This is a genomic window from Pseudoalteromonas sp. 5Ae-yellow (assembly GCF_014077565.1).
Lineage (GTDB): Bacteria > Pseudomonadota > Gammaproteobacteria > Enterobacterales > Alteromonadaceae > Pseudoalteromonas.
The window spans coordinates 19,003-39,417 of the sequence record NZ_JACGWD010000029.1 but is presented as its reverse complement, the minus strand read 5'-3'; the positions used below and the strand labels follow the sequence as shown (position 1 = coordinate 39,417).

Sequence of the window (20,415 nt, the reverse complement as noted above, 5' to 3'; positions counted from 1 at the left end):
ATGTTAGATAAAGTGACTCAGTTGCTGCTTGTAGAAGACGATGAAGATGATTACATACTCACCTGCGACTATCTGGACCAATTGGATTCACACACGTTTAACATTCAATGGATAAGCTCCCCAGAGCAGGCAATTGCAACGCTTAGTAAAAATGAGCACGACATTTGCCTGCTTGATTACCGCTTGGGTGCATCTAATGGTTTAGATGTATTAAAAGAGGCCATTGCGAATGGCTTTAGCGGCCCAATTATTATGCTTACCGGGCAGTCAAACGATGAGTTAGACTCGGCAGCGCTTGACGCCGGTGCAGTAGATTACTTAATAAAAACAGAAATGAGTTCGAGCCGTTTTGCACGTGCTATTCGTTATGCACTTGCTCGTAAAGATGTTGAAGGCGAGCGAGTTGAACGTTTAAAAGCCGAAGCTGAAAATCGTTCAAAAGACCGCTTTTTAGCTCATTTGAGCCATGAATTAAGAACCCCTCTATCATCTATTTTAGGTTACACCGAATTATTAATGCAGAGCGATTTTAGTCAGCAAGCAGAAAATGAATTGGGTGTTATTTATCGAAATGGTAAACATTTATTGAGCTTGTTAAACGACGTGCTCGATTTATCTAAAATAGCGGCCGATAAACTCGAACTGACCTTAAGCGAAGTTAACCTTGATAGCATGCTTGCCGATGTATACACCTTAATGCGTGTATCGGTGCTTGATAAAGGCCTTACACTGCGTTTTGAATCTCAACAGCCATTGCCCTTAGTTGCACGACTGGATGCAACAAGAGTTCGCCAAATTTTAATAAACTTAATAAACAATGCGGTTAAATTTACCGATAAAGGCGAAATTGTTGTTAATGCGTGGACGCAGTGGGTTGATGATCGTGAAATGCTATTTTTTAGCATTAAAGATTCAGGCATGGGCATTGCCCCTGAAAAACAAGAACTAATATTTAAGCCATTTGAGCAGATAGCCGATGTGGAATCACGCTCTGTAGGTGGTGCAGGCCTTGGCTTGGCAATATGTGCTGAGTTGTTAGCGCGTATGCACGGTAATATTAGTTTGCACTCTGAAATTGGCAAGGGTGCTACATTTACGATTTCGGTGTATCCAGGTGATATTAGCGAAGTAGAACGACAAGTACTTAATTTTAGCAGCGTTCCACAACTACAAAGTAAATCGGCCCCATGCAAAGTGCATGGGCGAGTATTAGTAGTTGATGATTTACGTGATTTACGCATGTTAGTAGGGCATATGATCAGTACCTGTGGTGCGCGCGTAGATTACGCCGAACATGGGCAGCAAGCACTTGAAAAAGTGCGTATTGCAGATGCGTATAAAGCGCCTTACGATATTATTTTTATTGATATTCATATGCCTGTAATGGGCGGCAAGGAAGCTACCATAGAGCTTAGAAAAATGGGTTACAAAGGCCCAATAATCGCGCTCACTGCCGCTACTATGAAAGGCATACATGAGGAGCTTGCTGCACTTGGCTTTAACGATGTAATACCAAAACCTGTTGATAGCGCGGCTTTATATCAATGTTTACAAGATTACTTGGTAGCGCCAGAGCATGCACCGCAAGCTAAAGATATAAGCTGTGGCAAGGACTTAACTGAGAAGAAACAACGTTTTTTACTGGTTGAAGATGACCACGATGCAGCACAAATTACGCAGCTACTTTTAGAAAGCTTAGGTGTTGAAACCGTCATTGCGTCTAGCTGCGCACAATGTTTGCAAATACTTAATCACGACCAGCAATTTAATAAGGTATTGTTAGATATGCATTTACCTGATGGTCGTGGCGTTGACTTAGGCCAGCAAATTAATGAGCGATACCCTGAATTACGCTTAGTGATTGTAAGTGGAGCAGAGCCAGATCCAAGAGAAATAAAAGATTTAAATATTGACCGAGTTTTACTTAAACCTATTAATTTGAGCTTACTTGAAACGCTTATTAGCTAAGGACTGTTTCTCTTTTTAGGTTGAATTCATCAGTATGTTTGGTGTTTAGGCAAGGCTGAGCCTGTGTAGTGTGGTTATTTCCTATAAATAGGCGATAGCGAAGCAAAAATGCCGAACATGCGTTGCCCGATAACTCCTAGATTGAACAAATTTTAATTCTGAAAGGTCAACAGGCCCAATAACTGAGACATTACTTATATGCATTCAATAAAGTTAGTATCTGAAGAGTTAACACCATCAAAAGTAGTGTGTGTTGGGCGTAATTATACCGCACACATTGCAGAGCTAAATAACGAAACGCCAGATCAAATGGTCTTATTTAATAAGCCAAATAGTGCAATTACTAATACGTTATTTGCGGCTCATAACGGCGATACGCTGCATTATGAAACCGAGCTATGTTTTGTAGTTAAAAATAAAAAATTTGTAGGGGTTGGACTCGGCCTTGATTTAACTAAGCGTACTGTGCAAAGTAAATTAAAAAATAAAGGACTTCCATGGGAGCGCGCAAAAGCGTTCGACGGCTCTGTTATTTTAACTGATTTTGTAGCGCTAACAGAGACAATGAAGCACTTTACTTTTGAACTTAAAATTAATAATGAAGTAATTCAGCGAGGCGATACTCATTTTATGCTGCATAATCCGGACTCAATTTTACAAGAAATTAGTGAATTTATGAGCTTAGAAGATGGTGATGTAGTAATGACAGGCACACCGTCGGGCGTAGGCGAGGTAACACCTAAAAGTATTTTTGCTGTGGCACTTTATGCTAATGATCAGTGCTTGCTTGAGCATCAGTGGCAAGTAAGTAAAAATTAATAACTTGCTGTTGGTAGTGTTTATCAAAGTCGGCAAAGGTAGTTTTAAGCCAATTATGCTGACTTTGTTGATACTCAGGCGATTGTAGTACATTATTTTTTAGCGCGCGGTTAATTTTTTTAAGCGCTTGCTGTGCAAAATTATTAGGTGCGTTAGCCGCACAACCTATTGCTCCTCGTATAAATTGAATGTCATTTTCTGCAATTGGTACACTCTCTATATTCGTATATTCTCCTTGTTTATTAAAGTAATCGGCCATAAACGGGTAATCAATTGAGTAGTCTAAAAAGCCGTGACTCAAGCGTGCTATAACAGCCTGACTTTCATTTTCGCTACTCCAACTTAACGACGACTCTTTATCTCGTTTTGTGTTTTCAATAATTGTATTAATTTTAGTTGTAAATTTACGTGCAGCAGCTTGCCCGTATACGTATTGCGGGTCGGTTAATAAATTAATAAGGTGAATAGGCGAGCCGTGCTTTTCTTCTAATTTGGGCTTTAGCTCTTTAGTCGTGATAATTGAAAATGGGGGATATACCGTTGTTGGATTTGAGTAGTTAAGTAGTTGGTTATTATGTTTTTTATAAATAACACACGGGAAGCATACGTTTTTTCCTTCACTTAAATATTTATTTATACGCTGCTGAGGGACAATTAAGCGGGTATGTTTTACACCTGTTATTGTTCTAATGAGTTGCTCGGTTAGGTTGTCGCAAATACCGCCTTGTGGTGCACTTTCGCTTTTAGCTATATGAAAAGGGGGCGTGTAACTTTGCAGCCAAATAATTTCTTCTAGAGGCTGTAATTTTTGTTCAACAGCATGCGCGTTAAATACAATTAATAGACAAAATGCATAGTATCCGTTTCTCAGCATTGATAAGTGTTCGTTGAATTAAGAAAACTTAATTAAAGTATAGTGTTGGTTGTAGTAGGGTCAAATATTTTAGTTAAAAGCAGCCTTGTTCAAGGCTGCTTTTAACTGGTACATGCTTAATAAGGCATAGGATAGTTTTTAAATATAGTGTTAATCTCACTAAGAATTTCGTCGCTTAACGTGATGTTAAATGCATCAATATCTTCTTTTAATTGGGCTATGCTTGTTGCACCAATAATTGAAGAGGTTACGCCATCTACTTGGTTACACCATGCGAGTGCTAGTTGTGCTGGAGTAATATTGTTTGCATGAGCCAGCTCAACATACTGCTTAGTGGCTTGCTCTGCATTGGGTGTATCTCTAAAAATACCGTTGCGCTGCATGAAGGTCCAACGAGATCCTTCTGGGCGAGCACCGTTTAGGTATTTACCCGTTAATAAACCGGCTGCTAAGGGCGACCACGGTAAGTAGGCAATATCTTCGTGTACACATTGTTCTATTAAATACGGCCAGTCTTTAGCGTGCGCTAAACTAAACTCATTTTGAATAGATACCATACGCGGTAAGTTATGCTCTTTGGCCAAACTTAAAAACTGGCTTATACCCCATGGCGTATCGTCAGATAAACCGCAGTGCTTAATTTTACCTGCTTTAACACATTCATTAAGGCCCTCTAGAATATCAAGCATACTAGCTTGCTGCTCTTGTGTATTTACGTCGGTAAATTTAAGAGTGCCGGGCCATTGTCTGCCAAAGTGCGGGGTAGAGCGGTTTGGCCAATGCAGCTGATATAAATCAATGTAGTCGGTTTTAAGGCGCTTAAGTGAATCGTCTACGGCTTCTATTACCGTTTGGCGCGTAATATTGCCACCATCACGTACCCACGATAATCCATTGCCTGCAATTTTTGTAGCAAGTACCACATCGCTGCGCTTTTGCTGATTACGCGATAGCCAATCGCCAATAATTTCCTCAGTTTTTCCATATGTCTCTGGAGAGGGCGGTACTGCATACATTTCGGCTGTATCAATAAAGTTTACGCCTTGCTCTAGCGCGTAGGCTATTTGTTCATCAGCATCGCTTTGAGTATTTTGTTTACCCCAAGTCATACTGCCTAAACATACTCTTGAAACTTTAATACCACTGCTGCCAAGTGGGCTGTATTGCATGAGAATTCCTTATTGCTCGTCTTGAGAGTAGCTAACTAACGCCGATAAAAGAGGCTCTGCAATGAGGGCTTTTTGGCCTGTTTCAAAATCAAACATAACCACTTTTGAAGTGCCTGTTGTTGTTATAGCGTTTTGTGCGTGACTAAATACGGTGTAATTCATAACAAATCGGTCTGTTTTTATATCAGAAATAGTAACACCGACTGTAAGCGTATCTGGGAATGTAACTGGGCGTTTATAACGAATGTTATTTTCGCTTATTACCGGGCCCACGCCATTAGGGCTTATTGTATCGAACAGATTTATTTTATTTAAGAAGTCGATTCGGGCTATTTCAAAGTAACGTAAATACACTACATTATTTACGTGTTGTAGTGCATCCATATCAGCCCACGCTACGGTGATGTCAGTATGGATAGGGTGCTGATCTTTAAACGTTTGCATTATTTATTGGCCCTTAATTTTAAAGTACTTAGATTATCAACATGGGGTTACGAGCTCAAGGTAATTAATGGCAAGTTTTTTTATAAGATGATTGTACCTATTTAATTTTAGGTCTACAGTTAAATTGCACAGACAAACACAAAAACACACAGAGGTAGAAATATGCAGAACATAATTAACTGGTCCTTAGCTTGTTTGGTTTTTATAGCCTCTTTTACCTGTTACGCAATGGGTAACGAATCAGGCGCTATTATTTTGATGTTGGCGGGGTTTTTTTTCGAGGTTATGTTTTGGTTGCGCGGTTATAAAGAGCAAGAAGGTAATAAGCGCTTTTTTTAATCGCTAACTAGGGCCTGTTGACCTTTCAGGATTAAAATTTGTTCAATCTAGGGGCTATTTAATCGCGGCGCGAGGTTTGTGACCTAGTGGGCTAAGTAAAAACCGAGCAACAAAGAGTAAATTGCCCCTAGGCAGAACCCTTCGGGCAGCGTATGTTTGGCATTTGTGCTACGTTATCGCCTATTTATGGGGAATAACCACACTACATAGGCTCTGCCTTGCCTAAATACCAAACATACTGCTGCAAATTTAACCTCGAAAGATAAACAGGCCCTAGGCTTGCTTATCACATTTGATTATATAATAATAACTGTATAAATAACCAGTTATTGTTGTGGTGATGAAGAAGTTTATTCACATAGACATGGATTGCTTTTATGCAGCAGTAGAAATGCGAGATAATCCAAAACTTGCATGTGTACCGCTTGCTATTGGAGGCAATAGCCGACGAGGCGTGCTCTCAACCGCTAACTATATAGCTAGAGAATATGGCGTGCGATCGGCTATGTCGAACTATCATGCTAAACAATTATGCCCCGATTTAGTTATTGTCCCTGGGCGCATGGCTGTATACAAAGAAGCTTCAAATCAAATACGTGAAGTATTTAGCCGCTACACAGATTTAGTTGAACCTCTTTCTTTAGACGAAGCCTACCTAGATGTAACAGACAGCACCGCTTGTAAAGGCAGTGCCACACTTATTGCACAGCAAATAAGAGCCGATATTTACAATGCCACCGGGCTCACTGCATCAGCAGGCATTGCACCGATTAAATTTATTGCCAAAATAGCCAGCGACGAAAAAAAACCGAATGGTCAATTTGTCGTTTTGCCTCATGAGATCGATGACTTTTTAGCGCAATTACCGCTGGGGAAAATCCCGGGGGTGGGTAAAGTAACGCTCGAAAAGCTAAATTTAAAAGGCTTATATACCGGCAAGGATGTACGCGAAAAAGGCGTTAACTGGATGCAGCAACATGTGGGTAACTTTGGTGTGTCGCTTTATCAAAAATGTGCAGGTGAATATGTTGGTAAAGTATCAACAGATCGCATCAGAAAGTCGCTGAGTGTTGAGCATACCTACGAATACAACAAAACAAGTTTGCAAGAGTGCTTAGATGAGCTGCCAAAATTGTTAGACGAATTAGTTTTAAGACTTAATAAACAGCAATTACAAAACCGTATTAATAAGCTGAGTGTTAAAGTGAAGTTTGCAAATTTTGTAGTGACCTCAGCCGATCAGGCATACCACGAGCTAAACACAGAAATATTTATTCAACTCCTTACTAAGGCCTATCAACGAGGGCTACAACAACCTGTAAGATTACTTGGCATAGGCGTTGGCATTAAAAGCGAGCCAGAGCAAAACTTTCAACTGAGTATTCTCGATTAAGCTGTAAAGCCTGTAACCCCAAGTTGCCATTTATTGGCAACTTGTATAATTAGCTGATCTCACCTTGCTGGTCTTCAATATTTAAATCGACGATAATAGGGGCTTATGTTTTCTAACAGGACTTTATTTATGGCATACCCTCAAGCGGTTAGTGCAAGCCTTGAATGCACATCTCATGATGCGCTTATTATTATTAGTGATGACTTTTCTCTATTACCAAATAACTCATTACGTAATGCTATTTTAGACCAAGCAAAAGTTGATTCTCGTATTGGTAAACAAGTTACTTTATTAGTGATTGAAAACAAACGCGTTGTACTTGCGCCAACGGGTCCGATAAATAGAGATTACGACGATGTACGCCGTTATTTTGATGCTGCTAAATTAGCAATTAACGAAGCAAAAGCGTCGGGTAGTGTTAACCCTGCATTATTTTTACCAAATTTAAATGGCGATAGCCGTTATCAGCATGCTTTAGAAGTTGCTTATTTAGGCGCTTGCCAAGCCTTATGGCAGCCATTAGAAGCGCGTGAATATCACGGTGAAAGTATTGAACCTATTACTCAAATTGGTTTAGTTGGCGCAAGCGAGCAAACAATTAAAGCAGTTAATGCAATTGCTGCGGGCCAATATGCCGCGCGTGACTTATGTGGCACCGAACCTGAGCGTATGGCTCCACCACGTTTTGCTGATTACTGCGTTGATTTATTTAAAGGCTCAAACATTGCAGTTGACGTAATTGATGATATTGCAGCTATTGATAAAAACTACCCAATGCTAAGCACTGTTGCTCGTGCATCGTATGCAGTTGAGCGCCATCACCCACGTGTTGTTAAGCTTGAATATGTACCAGAGGGCGAAATTACTCGTACACTTATGTTTGTAGGTAAGGGTCTTGTATACGATACAGGCGGCGCCGATTTAAAAGTAGGTGGCCATATGGCAGGCATGAGCCGTGATAAAGGTGGCGCAGCTTCTGTTGCGGGCTTTATGAAAGCTGTTGCGGATTATCAGCCTAAAGGCGTTAAAGTAGTATCGTACTTGGCTGTTGTTCGTAACTCTATTGGCTCGGATTGTTTTGTGCCAGATGAAATTATTACTAGCCGCGAAGGTATCCGTGTACGCATTGGTAATACCGATGCAGAAGGGCGCTTAGCAATGGGCGACCTGCTTAGCGAAATGAAAGATTTAGCTAAAGGCGAAATAAACCCAACGTTGTTTACTGTTGCTACATTAACGGGTCACGCGGCACGTGCAATGGGTCCTTACGGTGCGTATGTTGAAAACGGTCCAGCTCGTAGCGCAGGTGTTTCACGTCAAATAGCTGACCTTGGAGATTTGTGGGCCGATGGCGCAGAAGTATCGCGTTCTCGCCGTGAAGATTACGACTTTATTAAACCACGCACGCTAGCTGACGATGTACTCTCTAGTAATAATGCGGCATCTGCAGTTACTGCTCGTGGACATCAGTTCCCTATGGCGTTTATGGCTATTGTTGGTGGGCTTGATAAGCACGGTAACGACTCTGCGCAACCTTTGCCTTATGTGCATATGGACATTGCAGGAAGCGGTGTTGAAGGCGGTGATTGGCAGCATGGCAAGCCAACGGCTGCATCAGTAACGAGCTTGTTTGCACGTTACTGTTTGTAAGCTAAAAACTTACATGCAATAAAAAAGCCCTGTTAATTCAGGGCTTTTTGCATTTTATGAGAACGGTATCGATTAATCTAATTTAAAACGATTAACTACGCTCGAAAGCTCTTGGCTACTTTGTTTAAGATTATCACTGGCATCGGTAAGCTGTTTAGTATTATTTAATGATTGCTCAGTTGATTGAGATAGCTCATTAATACGCAAATTAACCTCGTCGGCAGCTTGAGTTTGCTGCTCTGTGGCGCGTGCGATTTGGCTGTTCATTTCGGTAATAATTGAAACAAGTCGTTCTATTTCATTAAGTGAAGTATTGGCTGATGACGCCTGATCTACGGTAGAAACTGAAAGTGCTTGGCTTGATTTAACTGCTTCTACTGCTGCTTTTGCACCTTCTTGAAGTTTAGTGATCATGGTTTGAATTTCGTCGGTACTTTGCCCTGTACGACTGGCCAGTGTTCTTACTTCATCTGCAACAACAGCAAATCCTCGGCCATGCTCTCCTGCGCGAGCAGCCTCAATGGCAGCATTTAATGCCAGTAAGTTTGTTTGCTCCGATATGCTTCTTATTACATCAAGTACAGAGCCTATATTATGGCTCTCGTTGGCTAAATCTTCTGTTACGCGGCTGACTGTTTCTATGTTGCTTGAGAGTGTTTCTATTGCTGTAATTGTTTGCGCAACTACATTTTTACCCGTTGATGCGTTTTGTGCTGCATCCTTAGCTGCTTGCTCTGCGGCTTCGGCGTTACGGCTTACATCATGTATTTGGTGAGTCATTTGCTCCATGGCAGCTGCAACTTGGGTTGAGCTGTCGTTTTGAAGCTCAATAAACGAGTGGCTTGTTCTACTTGAATCATCAACTGTATGCGCATGTTCGCTTACGTCGTTTGCACTTTGTGCTACATGAGCAAGTGACTCTCGCATTTTTAGAGCAAATAAATTAAATGAACGTGATAGTTCAGATATTTCATCATTCCCGGATTCATTTAATTTACGGGTTAAATCGCCTTCGCCTTGTGAAATATCTTTCATCATATCGGCCGCTAAGCGAGTCGGTATTAAAATACTCTTACCTATAAAGTAACTAAGTAAAATAACAGCAATAATCATAATTATTGCACTGACGACTATAAGATTACGTTGCTCACTAAATGCTTCGTCAATTGAATCAAGATAAACACCTGAGCCAATAATCCATTGCCATTGATTAAAACCTTTAACAAATGCGATTTTTTCAACCGGTTTTTCTTTACCTGGTTTTGGCCATTTATAAGGAATAAATCCCTCGCCAGAGCGTTTAACTATATTAACCATATCAACAAACAGTGCTTTGCCGTCAGGGTCTTTATTATTGGTTAAATCTTTTCCTTCAAGCGCAGGTTTTATAGGATGCATAACCATTTTTGGCTGGTAATTGTTAATCCAAAAGTAATTGGTTTTGTCGTAGCGCAGAGCTCTTATTGCATTAAGTGCTTGCGATTGAGCTTGTTGTTGAGTGAGAGTATTATTTTGCTCAAGGTCATAAAAGTGCTCGATTATACTGTACGCAGTTTCTACTACATTTTGTGTTTTTATGTATTGCTCGTCTTTTAGCGAACTATATTGATGAGTTAGGCTCGATATACTAAGTATTATTAGTCCAAATACAACTATGGCTATTAACAGTGAAAAACGCTGGGATATACTAAAACTTCGTAGATTAGGCATACATTTATCCTCAAAAGGTGTGCGCTTTAGCGCATAGGATAAGCGTAGCTAAAAAGAAAGTTTAATCTAGGTCCGACGAGTAATAATGCAAAAAAAAGGCTGATTTATCAATCAGCCTTTGTCTATTTTTAAAATAGTTTAATTATTTAACATCAAAATGACGATTAAAAAAGTTTGTAATTGTTTGATGTAAGTGTGTTTGCACCTGTTTACCACGTAGGCTGTGCTTAGAGCCTGGGTAGGTCATCATTTCAAACTGTTTTTCGTTATCTTGTAGTTGCTTAAATAATTTAGTTGAATGCGTAAACAACACGTTATCGTCGGCCATTCCATGATAAATCATTAATGGACCTTTTAAGCCATCTGCGTAGGGGAATACTGCGCTGTCCTCATAGCCTTTAGCATTGGTATCAGGATGACCTAAATAGCGCTCAGTGTAATGGGTATCGTATAGAGCCCAATCGGTTACTGGAGCACCCGATACGCCCGCTTGAAAGTAATCGCCCGCTTTAAACATAGTCATAAGTGCCATGTAGCCACCGTAGCTGTGGCCATAAACACCAATACGCTGTGGATCTACGTAATCAAGTGTACGTAAAAACTCTACGCCTTTAATTTGATCGGCAACTTCTACTACACCTAAGTGTTTATAAATTGCATCTTCAAACTTTTTGCCACGGTTATACGAACCACGGTTATCGAGTTGAAAAATTACGTAACCTTGTTGCGCCATGTACTGAAAGTACAAGTTTTTACTGCGCCAGCTATTCGTTACTCGCTGAGCATGCGGGCCGCCGTATACGTTAACAATAACAGGATGCTTTTTACCATCGGTTACGTTACTTGGCTTAAATAAACGGTAGTGCATAACTTGACCATCTTCAGCTTTGATTGTGCCGTATTCTGGTTTTGTTAAATCGCTTAAATAAGGGGTAAGCGGGTGATTACTATCTAGCTTATTTTCTTCAAGCCATGTAATAAATTCGCCGTTTACTTTGCGAAGCGCAGCTGAGTTTGGTTTATTATCAGATGAACTATTATCGATAAAGGTTTTGCTGTCTTTTGCTAGCACAACATTATGGTACTGACCTTTTTCGGTGATACGTTTGGCGTCGCCTTTTTTAAATAAAGGCGCGCTGTATAAATGGCTTTCAAGCGGTGTATCTTTTCGACCGGCAAAGTAAACAATGCCTTTTTTCTCATCAATACCTTTTAAGCTATCAACAGCCCAATCACCAGAGGTGATTTGACGTACAAGTTGACCGTTTGTGCGATACAGATATAAGTGTTTAAAACCGTCGCGCTCAGATGCCCATACAAAATGTTTTTTGTCTTTTAAAAACTCAAGATCAAAATGTAAGTTAATCCACGTTTCGCTGTCTTCGGTTAATGCTACTTTTTGGACTTTAGTTTCGCTGTTATAAAAACGAAGCTCTAATTTATGTTGCGAGCGATTTTGCCATTGGTAAGAAAGTGTATTGCCGTCTTTTAGCCACTTAGCACGCGCGATATAAATGTCTTCATTTTTACCTAAATCAATCCAATCTACTTTTTGGTCGTTTAGTTTAACCACACCGAGTTGAATTTTAACATTGTCGGTACCTGTAAACGGGTAGCGTTGGTTAAATAATTTAACTTCATCAGCGTAAATTTCGTTACGGATAGCTTCTTTTACTGGAGTTTCGTCAACGCGGGTATAAGCAATTTTAGTTTCATCACCTGACCACCAGTAACCCGTCATGCGGCTCATCTCTTCTTGAGCAACAAACTCAGCCATACCATTTTTAATTACGCCACCGCCATCTTTACTAAGCTGAATTTCTTTTCCTGAATCAAGCTCTAAAGCATAAAGATTTTGTTCACGAATGAATGATACATAATTACCTTTAGGTGAAAAGCGTGCATCGGTTTCAAATGTTTCAGTATTGGTTAGCTTTTTACTTTTACCTGAGGCTAAATCGTAATAGTAAAGGTCGCCGTTAAGTGGGAATAAAAGTGCTTTACCGTCTTTCGACCATTTGTACTCAAGTATGCCTTTACCAAAAATACGTTGGCGTTCGCGGCGGGCTTTTTCTTCATCTGATAGGTTTTCTGGGCCTGAAAATAATTTTGCCGAATCAACTAGCACACGATTGGTGTTATCTTTTAAATTATATTCCCATAAATCGTAGCGGTTGTAGTCATCGCTTTTACCTTGCAGGTAAGTTACACGGCTGCCGTCAGGCGAAAATTTAAGTTGTACAGGTGATTTACCTGAAAGGCTCGGATCGTCAAAAATACGCTCCAACGATAAAGGTTTTGCTTGAACACTAATAGCGCCAACCATTAATGGTAGGGCTAGTGAGAGGTGTTTTATTTTTTTTAGCACAAGGTTGCCTTAGCTTATTATAAATATTGCTTTGATGGTAAAGCCAAGCGTGTGCAACTGCAACTAAATGCTATAAAGTGGCGATTATTAAAGACAAAGTAGGACATAACAATGACGAACCTTAAATTTGAACTTGCACCAGAGCTTAAACGCGACTGTATAGAACTTGCCGATTGGCCGCTGTGTAAAGTACTTTTATTAAACGATAGTCAGTATCCGTGGTTTGTATTAGTGCCAAGGCAGGTTAACTTAAGAGAAATAATTGATTTATCTGAGGATGATCAAATAGTTTATTTAAAAGAGTCAGCCAAGTTAAGTAAGTTATTAATGGATGTGTTTAGTCCGGATAAGTTAAACGTAGCGGCTTTAGGTAATATGGTACCACAATTACATATTCATCATATTGCGCGCTTTACGAGTGATGCTGCTTGGCCTGCGCCAATTTGGGGTAAATTTCCTGCAGTCCCTTATAGTGATGAGCAAATAGTAAAATTAAAAACCCATTTTTAATAGCTATTCGGGTTTATTTATCTTTCGGGGTTAAATTTTTAGTAGCCTGTTTAGTTTTTAGGTAAGGCCGAGTTTATGCTTATATTGTGCGTCTGCTTCGCATAAATAGGCGATAACGTAGTATAAATGCCAAATATACGCTGCCCTAGGTAGAAAAAATTTTAATACTGAAGGTCAACAGACTCTAATCAATAAGGAATAAAATGAAACTAATCAATCAACTTTGTACGGGTTTATTTATTGTCGCATTATCAGGTGGGCACTTTGCTGTTGCAGCTGAGCGGGCAGTTAACACTGAAATTATTAAAAAGACAGATATAGAAAATTTAGTTGAACATAGTAATCATGTTTACTCGGGCGCACAGCCCAATGCTGAGCAGATCAAGTTATTATCACAAGCGGGTGTAAAGCATGTCATAAACCTGCGCGCTTTCAGTGAACAAACGTGGGATGAAGGTGAGTTTGTGCGATCTTTAGGGATGAGCTATCACGCATTACCTATTGCAGGTGCGAAGGATGTTACTGTTGAAAATGCGCGTAATTTAACAAACTTACTTAATGAGTTTGAGGGAGAATCGATTTTAGTGCATTGTGCAAGTAGCAATCGAGTTGGAGCGTTGATTGCAATTTCTGCACATGTGCAGGGTCTTGATTTAGAGGCCGCGCTTGATAAAGGAAAACGCTGGGGTATGAAAAGTCTAGAGCCTGTAGTGCGTGAAGTGGTAAACGATAAATAATAAAAAAGCGCTGCAATTATAAACTACAGCGCCCTTAAATTATCACCGTGCTAGGTTATTTTAAACCTAGTACTTCTTTACCTTGTTTAAACGTTACATCTACAGGGATATTTGCTTTACTTAGTTTTTCTAAGTCTTTAGCTAGTTCTTCTTTAATATCGCCATGCGTTGCGATTAGTTGATCTACTTTTTCGTAATCGCCATCACCTTGTAAGGTTAAAATTAAGCGAGATAGGTCTGCAATAGCAGTGCTCATTTTTTCCATGTTTATACTATATAAGCCCGCTTCATTTTTAGAAAACGCGCCTTCTTGTGCAAAAAAGTTAAAGCGGATCATATTCGCTTGACCATGCGCACTTGATGCACCAAAACGTACTGAGCGGAATATGCCAGCCATAAACGTCGTGTAGTAATCTTCAAGCGTACCTTCAGTAATTTCGCCTTTTTTAAGCAATTGCTCAACCATGTACAAACCTAAAATATCGGCTTTACCTTCTTCAAGTGCACTCGCGTGCTCTTGTAATGATTGACGAACAGTTCCTTTACCAGTGATTGTATTTTTAATACCTAAACCGTGAGCGACTTCATGGAACATCGTATTGGCAAAAAAGGCATCAAAAGTAATGTGTTTACGCTGCTCAGGTACAATTAACTGCTCTGAAATTGGCACTAAAATTTTATCAAACTTAGCGCGCATCGCATTTTTAAGTTGCAGACGACGTGTGCCTTTTTCTAACTGTACTTGCTCATCGTTTGGTAAGTTAATTGCAATTGTTTTGCTGCCAGCGTTTGAATGCCCTGCGTAGTAAACAACATCATAGGCATTTAGATCGGCGTCAGAGCCTGGTACTTCTTGTTTGTACTTGGCATCAACAGGTAAGTCTTTTTGAAGTTCAGGTAAAAATGCTGCAAATTTAGCTAAACGTTCGCTCCATTTTAAATCTTTAATAAGTACGTAAGATTCATAAGCAGCACGGTAACCAAATAATTGGTCTTCATAAGTTTCAATTGGGCCAATAACCACATCTACGGGGTTGTTTTTCATGTCCATCCAAGCAAAGTCAGAAACTTGGAAGTCATCTTTTTGTAGAGCGTCAGCACGCAGGTTTAGGTAATTAGCAAACTCTTTATCATCAGCAAGTTTACTTGCTTCGCGTAAAAGGTCAGCGGCTTGTGCAAGCTCAGCAGCATACTCTTTTGAATATGGCACGCTATAAAGCTTACCTTGCTCATCACGCTTAATTACAGAGTAAAGCCCTGTTTTGTCTTCAACGTCTGCGTTGTTTAACTCTTCTTTGGTTATATCTGCAGGGTAAAACTGTGCGCCAAGAGGCTTTTCTTTATAGCTAGATAAAAACGCTTCATCGCCATTTAAACGATCCCATGGACCGTAGTTAATATCGGCAAATTTACGTACTTTTTCGTCACCTAACTTTGTTAAAAAAGCATCTTTATTCTCACCAAAAGATTGCTTCCAAAATAATTCGTCCATTATTTTTGAGGCATCAATAAGCTTTCCAACCATCGCTCTTTGGTTGTCGCTCAAGTGTGATAAATCACTTTTCAAGCTAAAGTCGGTGTAAATATCTAAACGTTGTTTATCTGCATTAATAAGCTTAGGACCTGATTGTGCACTGCTTTTTTGAGCAAGCTCTACGGCTGTGTTGTCGGTAGAAGACGGTGCTTGTTCAGAACATGCACTAAGAAAAACAACACCAGAGAGCATAATTGCTTGGCTAATTTTATTTAAGATCATTATATTGCCTGTTAAAAAGTAAGTTTAATAATTGTACTGTTTTAGTTAAAAGGCTAAATACGTACAAACGCTTCCTTATTGTGAGTGCATTAAAGCAAAACTAAATGGTAAATAGCAAGTATTTGGCGTTGTAAGGCAAGCATGAGCGGTAAAACATTATAAATAAAATAAACTTCTATAATTTTCTTAACTTTATCGGTAAGTTAGACAATACTAATTATATTACTAATACAAAAATTAACTGCCTGAGTTCGCAGTTACTTTACAGGCTGAACACAAAAGGACGGCAGCTTTATGTCTACAGAAAACGCTTTATTAACGATTCTAGTCGATAGAATAAATAACGATACGTTGGTTTTACCAACGCTACCTGAAGTAGCGATTAAGGTTCGCCAAGCTGCAGATAACCCTGATGTTAATTTAATGCAAATGTCAGATGTAATCTCACAAGATCCAGCGCTTTCAGCTCGTATGATAAAAGTAGCTAATAGTGCAATTATGGGACGCTCTGTAAAAGTATCTAATTTACAACAAGCGGTGACTCGCATTGGGTTGCGCCAAATTAAAAATATTGCAACGGCTATGGCGATGGAGCAATTATTTGTATCAAACAATGAGCTGATTAAAGGCTACATGGGTAAGGCTTGGCAAAAAACATTAACCGTTGCTAGCCATTCAATAACACTCATGGAGTTTTACTTAAAAAACAATAAACACACTTCATTAAATCGTGATTCAATTACATTAGCAGCACTTGTTTATAATATTGGTGTATTACCAATTTTAACTGAAGCTGAGCGCCACCCTGAAGTGTTTGCTAATCCAAGCTTTTTAGCTCACGCAATTCAAAAACTGAGTGGAAAAATTGGCTCATCCATCATGCAAGCGTGGGAGTTTCCTAAAGAGTTTGTTGATGTAGCTCTAAGCTGGGCAGATCCAAGTTACAAACCTGATAAAGTTAGTTACGTCGACTTTATTCGAGTAGGCGCTATTTTAGAGGGGACGTTACAAGTTTCTGATAAATCGGCAGCGCTGCAAACATATATAGATAAAGGTGTAATACCATCTATGCAATTATTCACAAGTGATGAATACAACGATATGCTAACTGATGTGAAAAACATGTTTAGCTAAACATTTTTTATTACACAAACAAAAAGGGTTAACTTGCGTTAACCCTTTTTGTTTTTATTGGATAGCGTCTAGTACTATCCCATCGGTTCTACGAGTTGGGTATAGCGATTCAACTACAAAGCTTGGTATAAAGCCTTTAGCTGATGACACCACTACTTTAGATTTAGCACCAATAATACGTGCATTAACAATAACGCCACGATTAGTGTACGTAAGTGTGCCAGTTAAAGTGTATTCAATATGTGGATAGCCTTTAATGTCTTTACCATTTCGGCTAAACGAAAAATCACCCAAAGGCGTCACGTGCACTGTACCTGTATGTTTGTAATCAACAACAGACAAACCAAACTCTTGTAATTCAGTAATAAAGCTTTCAGCTAAATGATTACCAAAAATATTAGTGGTTTGCAGGTTATCGTCTAAATTTACAAACGAAGTGATAGCGATAGGCGTACTACTATTTATGTAATTCATATTTTCAATCAGCTTCATTGCTAATTGCTCTGTATAATTACTTAGTAACTTACTGCTGTTAATTGGGCGGTAATTATTTTCAGGAAATTGCCAGTTACTCACGCGAGGCTGATTATTCTCAGCATAGCGATTATGGGCGTTATTATAGCCAATATTGTTATGTGGTGCATGCCCATTATAAACAGGGTGAGTAGAACAAGCGGATAGTGATAGTGTAAAAAGTGCCGATAAAGTAAGAGATATCTTTTTTGATAACATGTTTTCTTCCTGAAACATAAGGGAATTTTATAAATACCCCTCTTTATCGACACACTTTTTGATTACTTTAACTAAATTTAATAATTACTTTGTTTATTTTTGATTATGGTGTTTTTTTAATCTCTTCTTTTTTATAGCGAAGTTTACCTGCAACCCAGGTTTGTAGTACGTTCGTCTTGTATATCTCGTCAACAGGTACTTTAAAGTAGTCTTTATCAAGTAAAATAAAGTCTGCCCATTTACCTTTTTCTAAACTACCCACCTTAAATTCTTGATGGGCTGAATAAGCGCCACCGAGAGTAAATGCACGTAATGCATCTTCGCGGCTTAGTACTTCACTTGCGCGCCAGCCGTTTTCAGGTAGTTTGTTATGATCCATGCGTGTAATGGCTGAATACAAACCATCAAATGGATTTGCAAGCTCTACAGGGTAATCAGAGCCTGCTGCAACCACCGATCCTTGCTTTAAAAATGTTTGCCAAGCATAGGCACCGCTTAATTGTTTTTCAGTTAAGCGTTGCTCTGCCATATGCATATCAGAAGTGGCATGTACTGGCTGCATTGAAGGGATTATTTTTAACGCTTTAAAGCGAGGGATATCCTCAGGCGTTACAATTTGTGCGTGCTCTATTCGGTTACGTAGTAATATACCGCCCGTTTTTTTAAACACATTTTGATAAGCATCAAGTACTACTTTATTTGCTTTATCGCCAATTGCGTGGGTATTTGCGCTAAAGCCGCTTTTAAAGCTTTGTGTAAAGAGCGCTTCGAGTTTTTCTTGTGTTTCAAGCATTAAACCATGGTGACCAGGTCTGTCTGCGTATTCTTCAATCAGAGCGGCTCCGCGAGAGCCAAGTGCGCCATCGGCGTAAACTTTAACACTGCGAATTTCCATAAAGTCATTTTTGTCGTGGTATCGGCCTGCCTTTAACATTGTGCCTAAATCAGGACTTGCACCACTTAGCATTGCCACAATACGTAATGGTAAATTACCAAGGTCGCCGCGCTCTTTGTAAACCTCCCATGTGGTTTTATCAATACCTGCATCGTGAGTAGAGGTAATGCCTAAACTTAATAAATGCTTACCTGCTGCATCAAGTGAGTCACTTATATCTTGTTTTGAGGGGGCTGGCATATGCTGGGTAATTAGCGATTCTGCTTTATCTACAAAAATACCTGTAGGATTACCAAATTCGTCTTTAATTATTTCACCGCCTTCAGGCGCTTTTGTTTTGGCTGTAATACCAGCAAGTTCGAGCGCTTTTGAATTAACCAAAATGGCGTGGCTGTCAACCCGCGAAAGAACCACAGGTCGATCGCTAACTATTTTGTCTAAATCTTTAGCTGTAGGAAAGCGTGTATCAGCCCAAAGCTCTTGGTTCCAACCTCGCCCTATAATCCAACCTTGTTTATTATCGGCAAATACTTTTAGTTTATTTGTTACTTCATCAACCGATTTTGCGCCGCGTACGTCAAGTTGCGATAAATTATCTCCTAGGCCAATAACGTGCCCATGAGCATCAATTAAGCCAGGTAATAAGGTATTACCGTGCGCGTCAATTAGCTTAGCATCTGGGTAGCTATCTTTAAGTGTTTCGCTACCTAGTTTTACTACCTTGCCATTTTTAATAACGAGGGTAGAAAACTGCTGTACTTCACCTTTGTATAAAGGGGTATAACCATTGGCGTTATAAATTACTTTTGTTTGTGCGAGAGTGTAACTAGAACTAGCGCAAAGGCTGGCTAGTATGAGTGGTTTGATTATTTTTTTGAGCGACATAAGGCATTATTTTTTATTGTTAGTGCGTTAACACTAGCAAACCCAACTTTATAATACCAATATGTGAGACAAATTATGATGAAGAAAAAAGCAGTAAAGCTAGAACATAAAATATCTAGCTTTTGAAAGGGTTTATTTACTAGCGTATAAACTGTATTCACTTAGCGTTAGCTTGCCGTCTTTGTCTTGATCGTAGCTTGAAAACCGAGACCACAAAGCGGGGTCTACAGCGGTTTCTGAACGTGTTAAAAAACCATCCTGGTTTCTATCTAGCTTTTTAAATTGCTTTGCAATGTCGTTACTTGCGGCAAAACTAAATGCGCTAAAAATACTAAACGCCAGCAGCGTTATATAGCTAATACTTTTCATACAAATCACTTAGTAAAGGTTGTTAGTTAGATAACTTTTAAATTCGACTAGCGAAATTTGGTTATCTTGGTTTTTGTCCCATTTTACAAAGGTGTTTAAAAGTTGTGGTTGGGGATCAAGTTCGTCGTGTGTTAAATAGCCACTTTTGTCGCTATCTAAGTGATCAAAGCGTTGCTTTACATCAAGTGCCGCGGCATCAAAGCTTAATAGCATTAAAATGCTTATAACAAGGGGAAGTATCTTCATGGTGTTCCTTCCAAAAGATGTATTTAAAGTTTGTGGCTAAAATAAAGTGAAAAGGAAAAAGCACTTGCCGTAATTTAACTCCCAACATTAAATCCTTTTACACACTCCCTCAGGGATTATGGCAAATGCTTTTAATTCCAGTTTACCTATAACAAGCTTAAGTAAAGCTTAATCAGTAATTACTCATTAAGGTTTAAAGCTTTCAAATTCTTTTTTTGAGACTTTTCCATCACCGTCTTCATCTAAGTCGGCAAATTGTCTCATTACTTCCTTATCTTCCTTTGCTTCTGCAATTGATATTTGTCCGTCCATGTCTTTATCTAAGTGGGCAAAACGCACATTTGTTGGCGATGCAATTACAGTGGCACTAATTGCTAAAAACATTAATGAAAAAGCGGCTATAAGTTGTTTCATAAT

General features: G+C 39.3%; 18 protein-coding genes. 7 read left to right on the top strand and 11 right to left on the bottom strand.

The annotated features are described in order from the left end of the window. Together H4J63_RS09735 and H4J63_RS09730 are read left to right on the top strand one after the other, a co-directional pair. Entirely contained in the window at window positions 1–1,968 is a 1,968-nt protein-coding gene (locus H4J63_RS09735) for a hybrid sensor histidine kinase/response regulator (protein WP_182196231.1), read from the top strand. Between the two features lie 198 nt (window positions 1,969–2,166). Next, window positions 2,167–2,787 (top strand): fumarylacetoacetate hydrolase family protein, encoded by a 621-nt coding sequence (locus tag H4J63_RS09730; protein WP_010553134.1) that lies wholly within the window; start codon window positions 2,167–2,169, stop codon window positions 2,785–2,787. On the opposite strand, the gene H4J63_RS09725 is transcribed toward H4J63_RS09730, so the two are convergent. The 3 genes from H4J63_RS09725 to H4J63_RS09715 all read right to left on the bottom strand — a co-directional run bounded on the left by H4J63_RS09725 (window position 2,738) and on the right by H4J63_RS09715 (window position 5,274). Then, window positions 2,738–3,661 carry an ABC transporter substrate-binding protein gene (locus tag H4J63_RS09725; protein WP_024604347.1) on the bottom strand — a complete coding sequence of 308 codons (924 nt, stop codon included), beginning with the start codon at window positions 3,659–3,661 and terminating at the stop codon, window positions 2,738–2,740. The genes H4J63_RS09730 and H4J63_RS09725 overlap by 50 nt on opposite strands. A 116-nt stretch (window positions 3,662–3,777) precedes the next feature. After that, a complete protein-coding gene (locus tag H4J63_RS09720) occupies window positions 3,778–4,830 on the bottom strand; it encodes an aldo/keto reductase (protein WP_024604348.1) in 1,053 nt (350 codons plus the stop codon). Window positions 4,831–4,839: 9 nt separating this feature from the next. Next, the gene (locus tag H4J63_RS09715; RefSeq protein WP_010553137.1) at window positions 4,840–5,274 is read right to left on the bottom strand and encodes a thioesterase family protein; all 435 of its coding nucleotides are present in this window, start codon (window positions 5,272–5,274) and stop codon (window positions 4,840–4,842) included. 679 nt (window positions 5,275–5,953) lie between these two features. Between H4J63_RS09715 and dinB the strand changes: the two genes are divergently transcribed. Together dinB and H4J63_RS09705 are read left to right on the top strand one after the other, a co-directional pair. Further along, the gene (gene dinB, locus H4J63_RS09710; RefSeq protein ID WP_033011491.1) at window positions 5,954–7,006 is read left to right on the top strand and encodes a DNA polymerase IV; all 1,053 of its coding nucleotides are present in this window, start codon (window positions 5,954–5,956) and stop codon (window positions 7,004–7,006) included. Between the two features lie 129 nt (window positions 7,007–7,135). Continuing rightward, window positions 7,136–8,656, top strand: a complete 1,521-nt coding sequence (locus H4J63_RS09705) for a leucyl aminopeptidase family protein (protein ID WP_182196229.1) — start codon at window positions 7,136–7,138, stop codon at window positions 8,654–8,656. 72 nt (window positions 8,657–8,728) lie between these two features. Here H4J63_RS09705 and H4J63_RS09700 read toward each other — a convergent pair whose 3' ends face one another. Together H4J63_RS09700 and H4J63_RS09695 are read right to left on the bottom strand one after the other, a co-directional pair. Beyond that, on the bottom strand, window positions 8,729–10,366 hold the full coding sequence (locus H4J63_RS09700) for a methyl-accepting chemotaxis protein (protein ID WP_182196226.1): 1,638 nt from the start codon (window positions 10,364–10,366) through the stop codon (window positions 8,729–8,731). A gap of 142 nt (window positions 10,367–10,508) precedes the next feature. Then, a complete protein-coding gene (locus tag H4J63_RS09695; protein ID WP_182196222.1) occupies window positions 10,509–12,734 on the bottom strand; it encodes a S9 family peptidase in 2,226 nt (741 codons plus the stop codon). 111 nt (window positions 12,735–12,845) lie between these two features. Between H4J63_RS09695 and H4J63_RS09690 the strand changes: the two genes are divergently transcribed. Then, the gene (locus tag H4J63_RS09690) at window positions 12,846–13,244 is read left to right on the top strand and encodes an HIT domain-containing protein (protein ID WP_024604352.1); all 399 of its coding nucleotides are present in this window, start codon (window positions 12,846–12,848) and stop codon (window positions 13,242–13,244) included. Window positions 13,245–13,447: 203 nt separating this feature from the next. Next, window positions 13,448–13,981, top strand: a complete 534-nt coding sequence (locus H4J63_RS09685; RefSeq protein ID WP_024604353.1) for a fused DSP-PTPase phosphatase/NAD kinase-like protein — start codon at window positions 13,448–13,450, stop codon at window positions 13,979–13,981. Between the two features lie 55 nt (window positions 13,982–14,036). Here H4J63_RS09685 and H4J63_RS09680 read toward each other — a convergent pair whose 3' ends face one another. Next, entirely contained in the window at window positions 14,037–15,737 is a 1,701-nt protein-coding gene (locus tag H4J63_RS09680) for a dipeptidyl-peptidase 3 family protein (RefSeq protein ID WP_024604354.1), read from the bottom strand. A 294-nt stretch (window positions 15,738–16,031) separates the two neighbouring features. Here H4J63_RS09680 and H4J63_RS09675 point away from each other — a divergent pair, with 294 nt between their 5' ends. Beyond that, window positions 16,032–16,871, top strand: coding sequence for an HDOD domain-containing protein (locus tag H4J63_RS09675; RefSeq protein WP_024604355.1), 840 nt, complete (start codon window positions 16,032–16,034; stop codon window positions 16,869–16,871). Between the two features lie 54 nt (window positions 16,872–16,925). Here the strand turns inward: H4J63_RS09675 and H4J63_RS09670 are convergent, their stop codons facing one another. From H4J63_RS09670 to H4J63_RS09650, 5 genes are all read right to left on the bottom strand, one after another. Then, window positions 16,926–17,603 carry a FlgO family outer membrane protein gene (locus tag H4J63_RS09670; RefSeq protein ID WP_024604356.1) on the bottom strand — a complete coding sequence of 226 codons (678 nt, stop codon included), beginning with the start codon at window positions 17,601–17,603 and terminating at the stop codon, window positions 16,926–16,928. Between the two features lie 103 nt (window positions 17,604–17,706). After that, window positions 17,707–19,383, bottom strand: coding sequence for an amidohydrolase (locus H4J63_RS09665; RefSeq protein WP_024604357.1), 1,677 nt, complete (start codon window positions 19,381–19,383; stop codon window positions 17,707–17,709). 132 nt (window positions 19,384–19,515) lie between these two features. Next, the gene (locus H4J63_RS09660; RefSeq protein ID WP_182196219.1) at window positions 19,516–19,752 is read right to left on the bottom strand and encodes an EF-hand domain-containing protein; all 237 of its coding nucleotides are present in this window, start codon (window positions 19,750–19,752) and stop codon (window positions 19,516–19,518) included. A 9-nt stretch (window positions 19,753–19,761) separates the two neighbouring features. Further along, the gene (locus H4J63_RS09655) at window positions 19,762–19,998 is read right to left on the bottom strand and encodes a calcium dependent protein (RefSeq protein ID WP_024598658.1); all 237 of its coding nucleotides are present in this window, start codon (window positions 19,996–19,998) and stop codon (window positions 19,762–19,764) included. A gap of 186 nt (window positions 19,999–20,184) precedes the next feature. Continuing rightward, a complete protein-coding gene (locus H4J63_RS09650) occupies window positions 20,185–20,412 on the bottom strand; it encodes a hypothetical protein (protein ID WP_182196216.1) in 228 nt (75 codons plus the stop codon). Window positions 20,413–20,415: the final 3 nt, after the last annotated feature.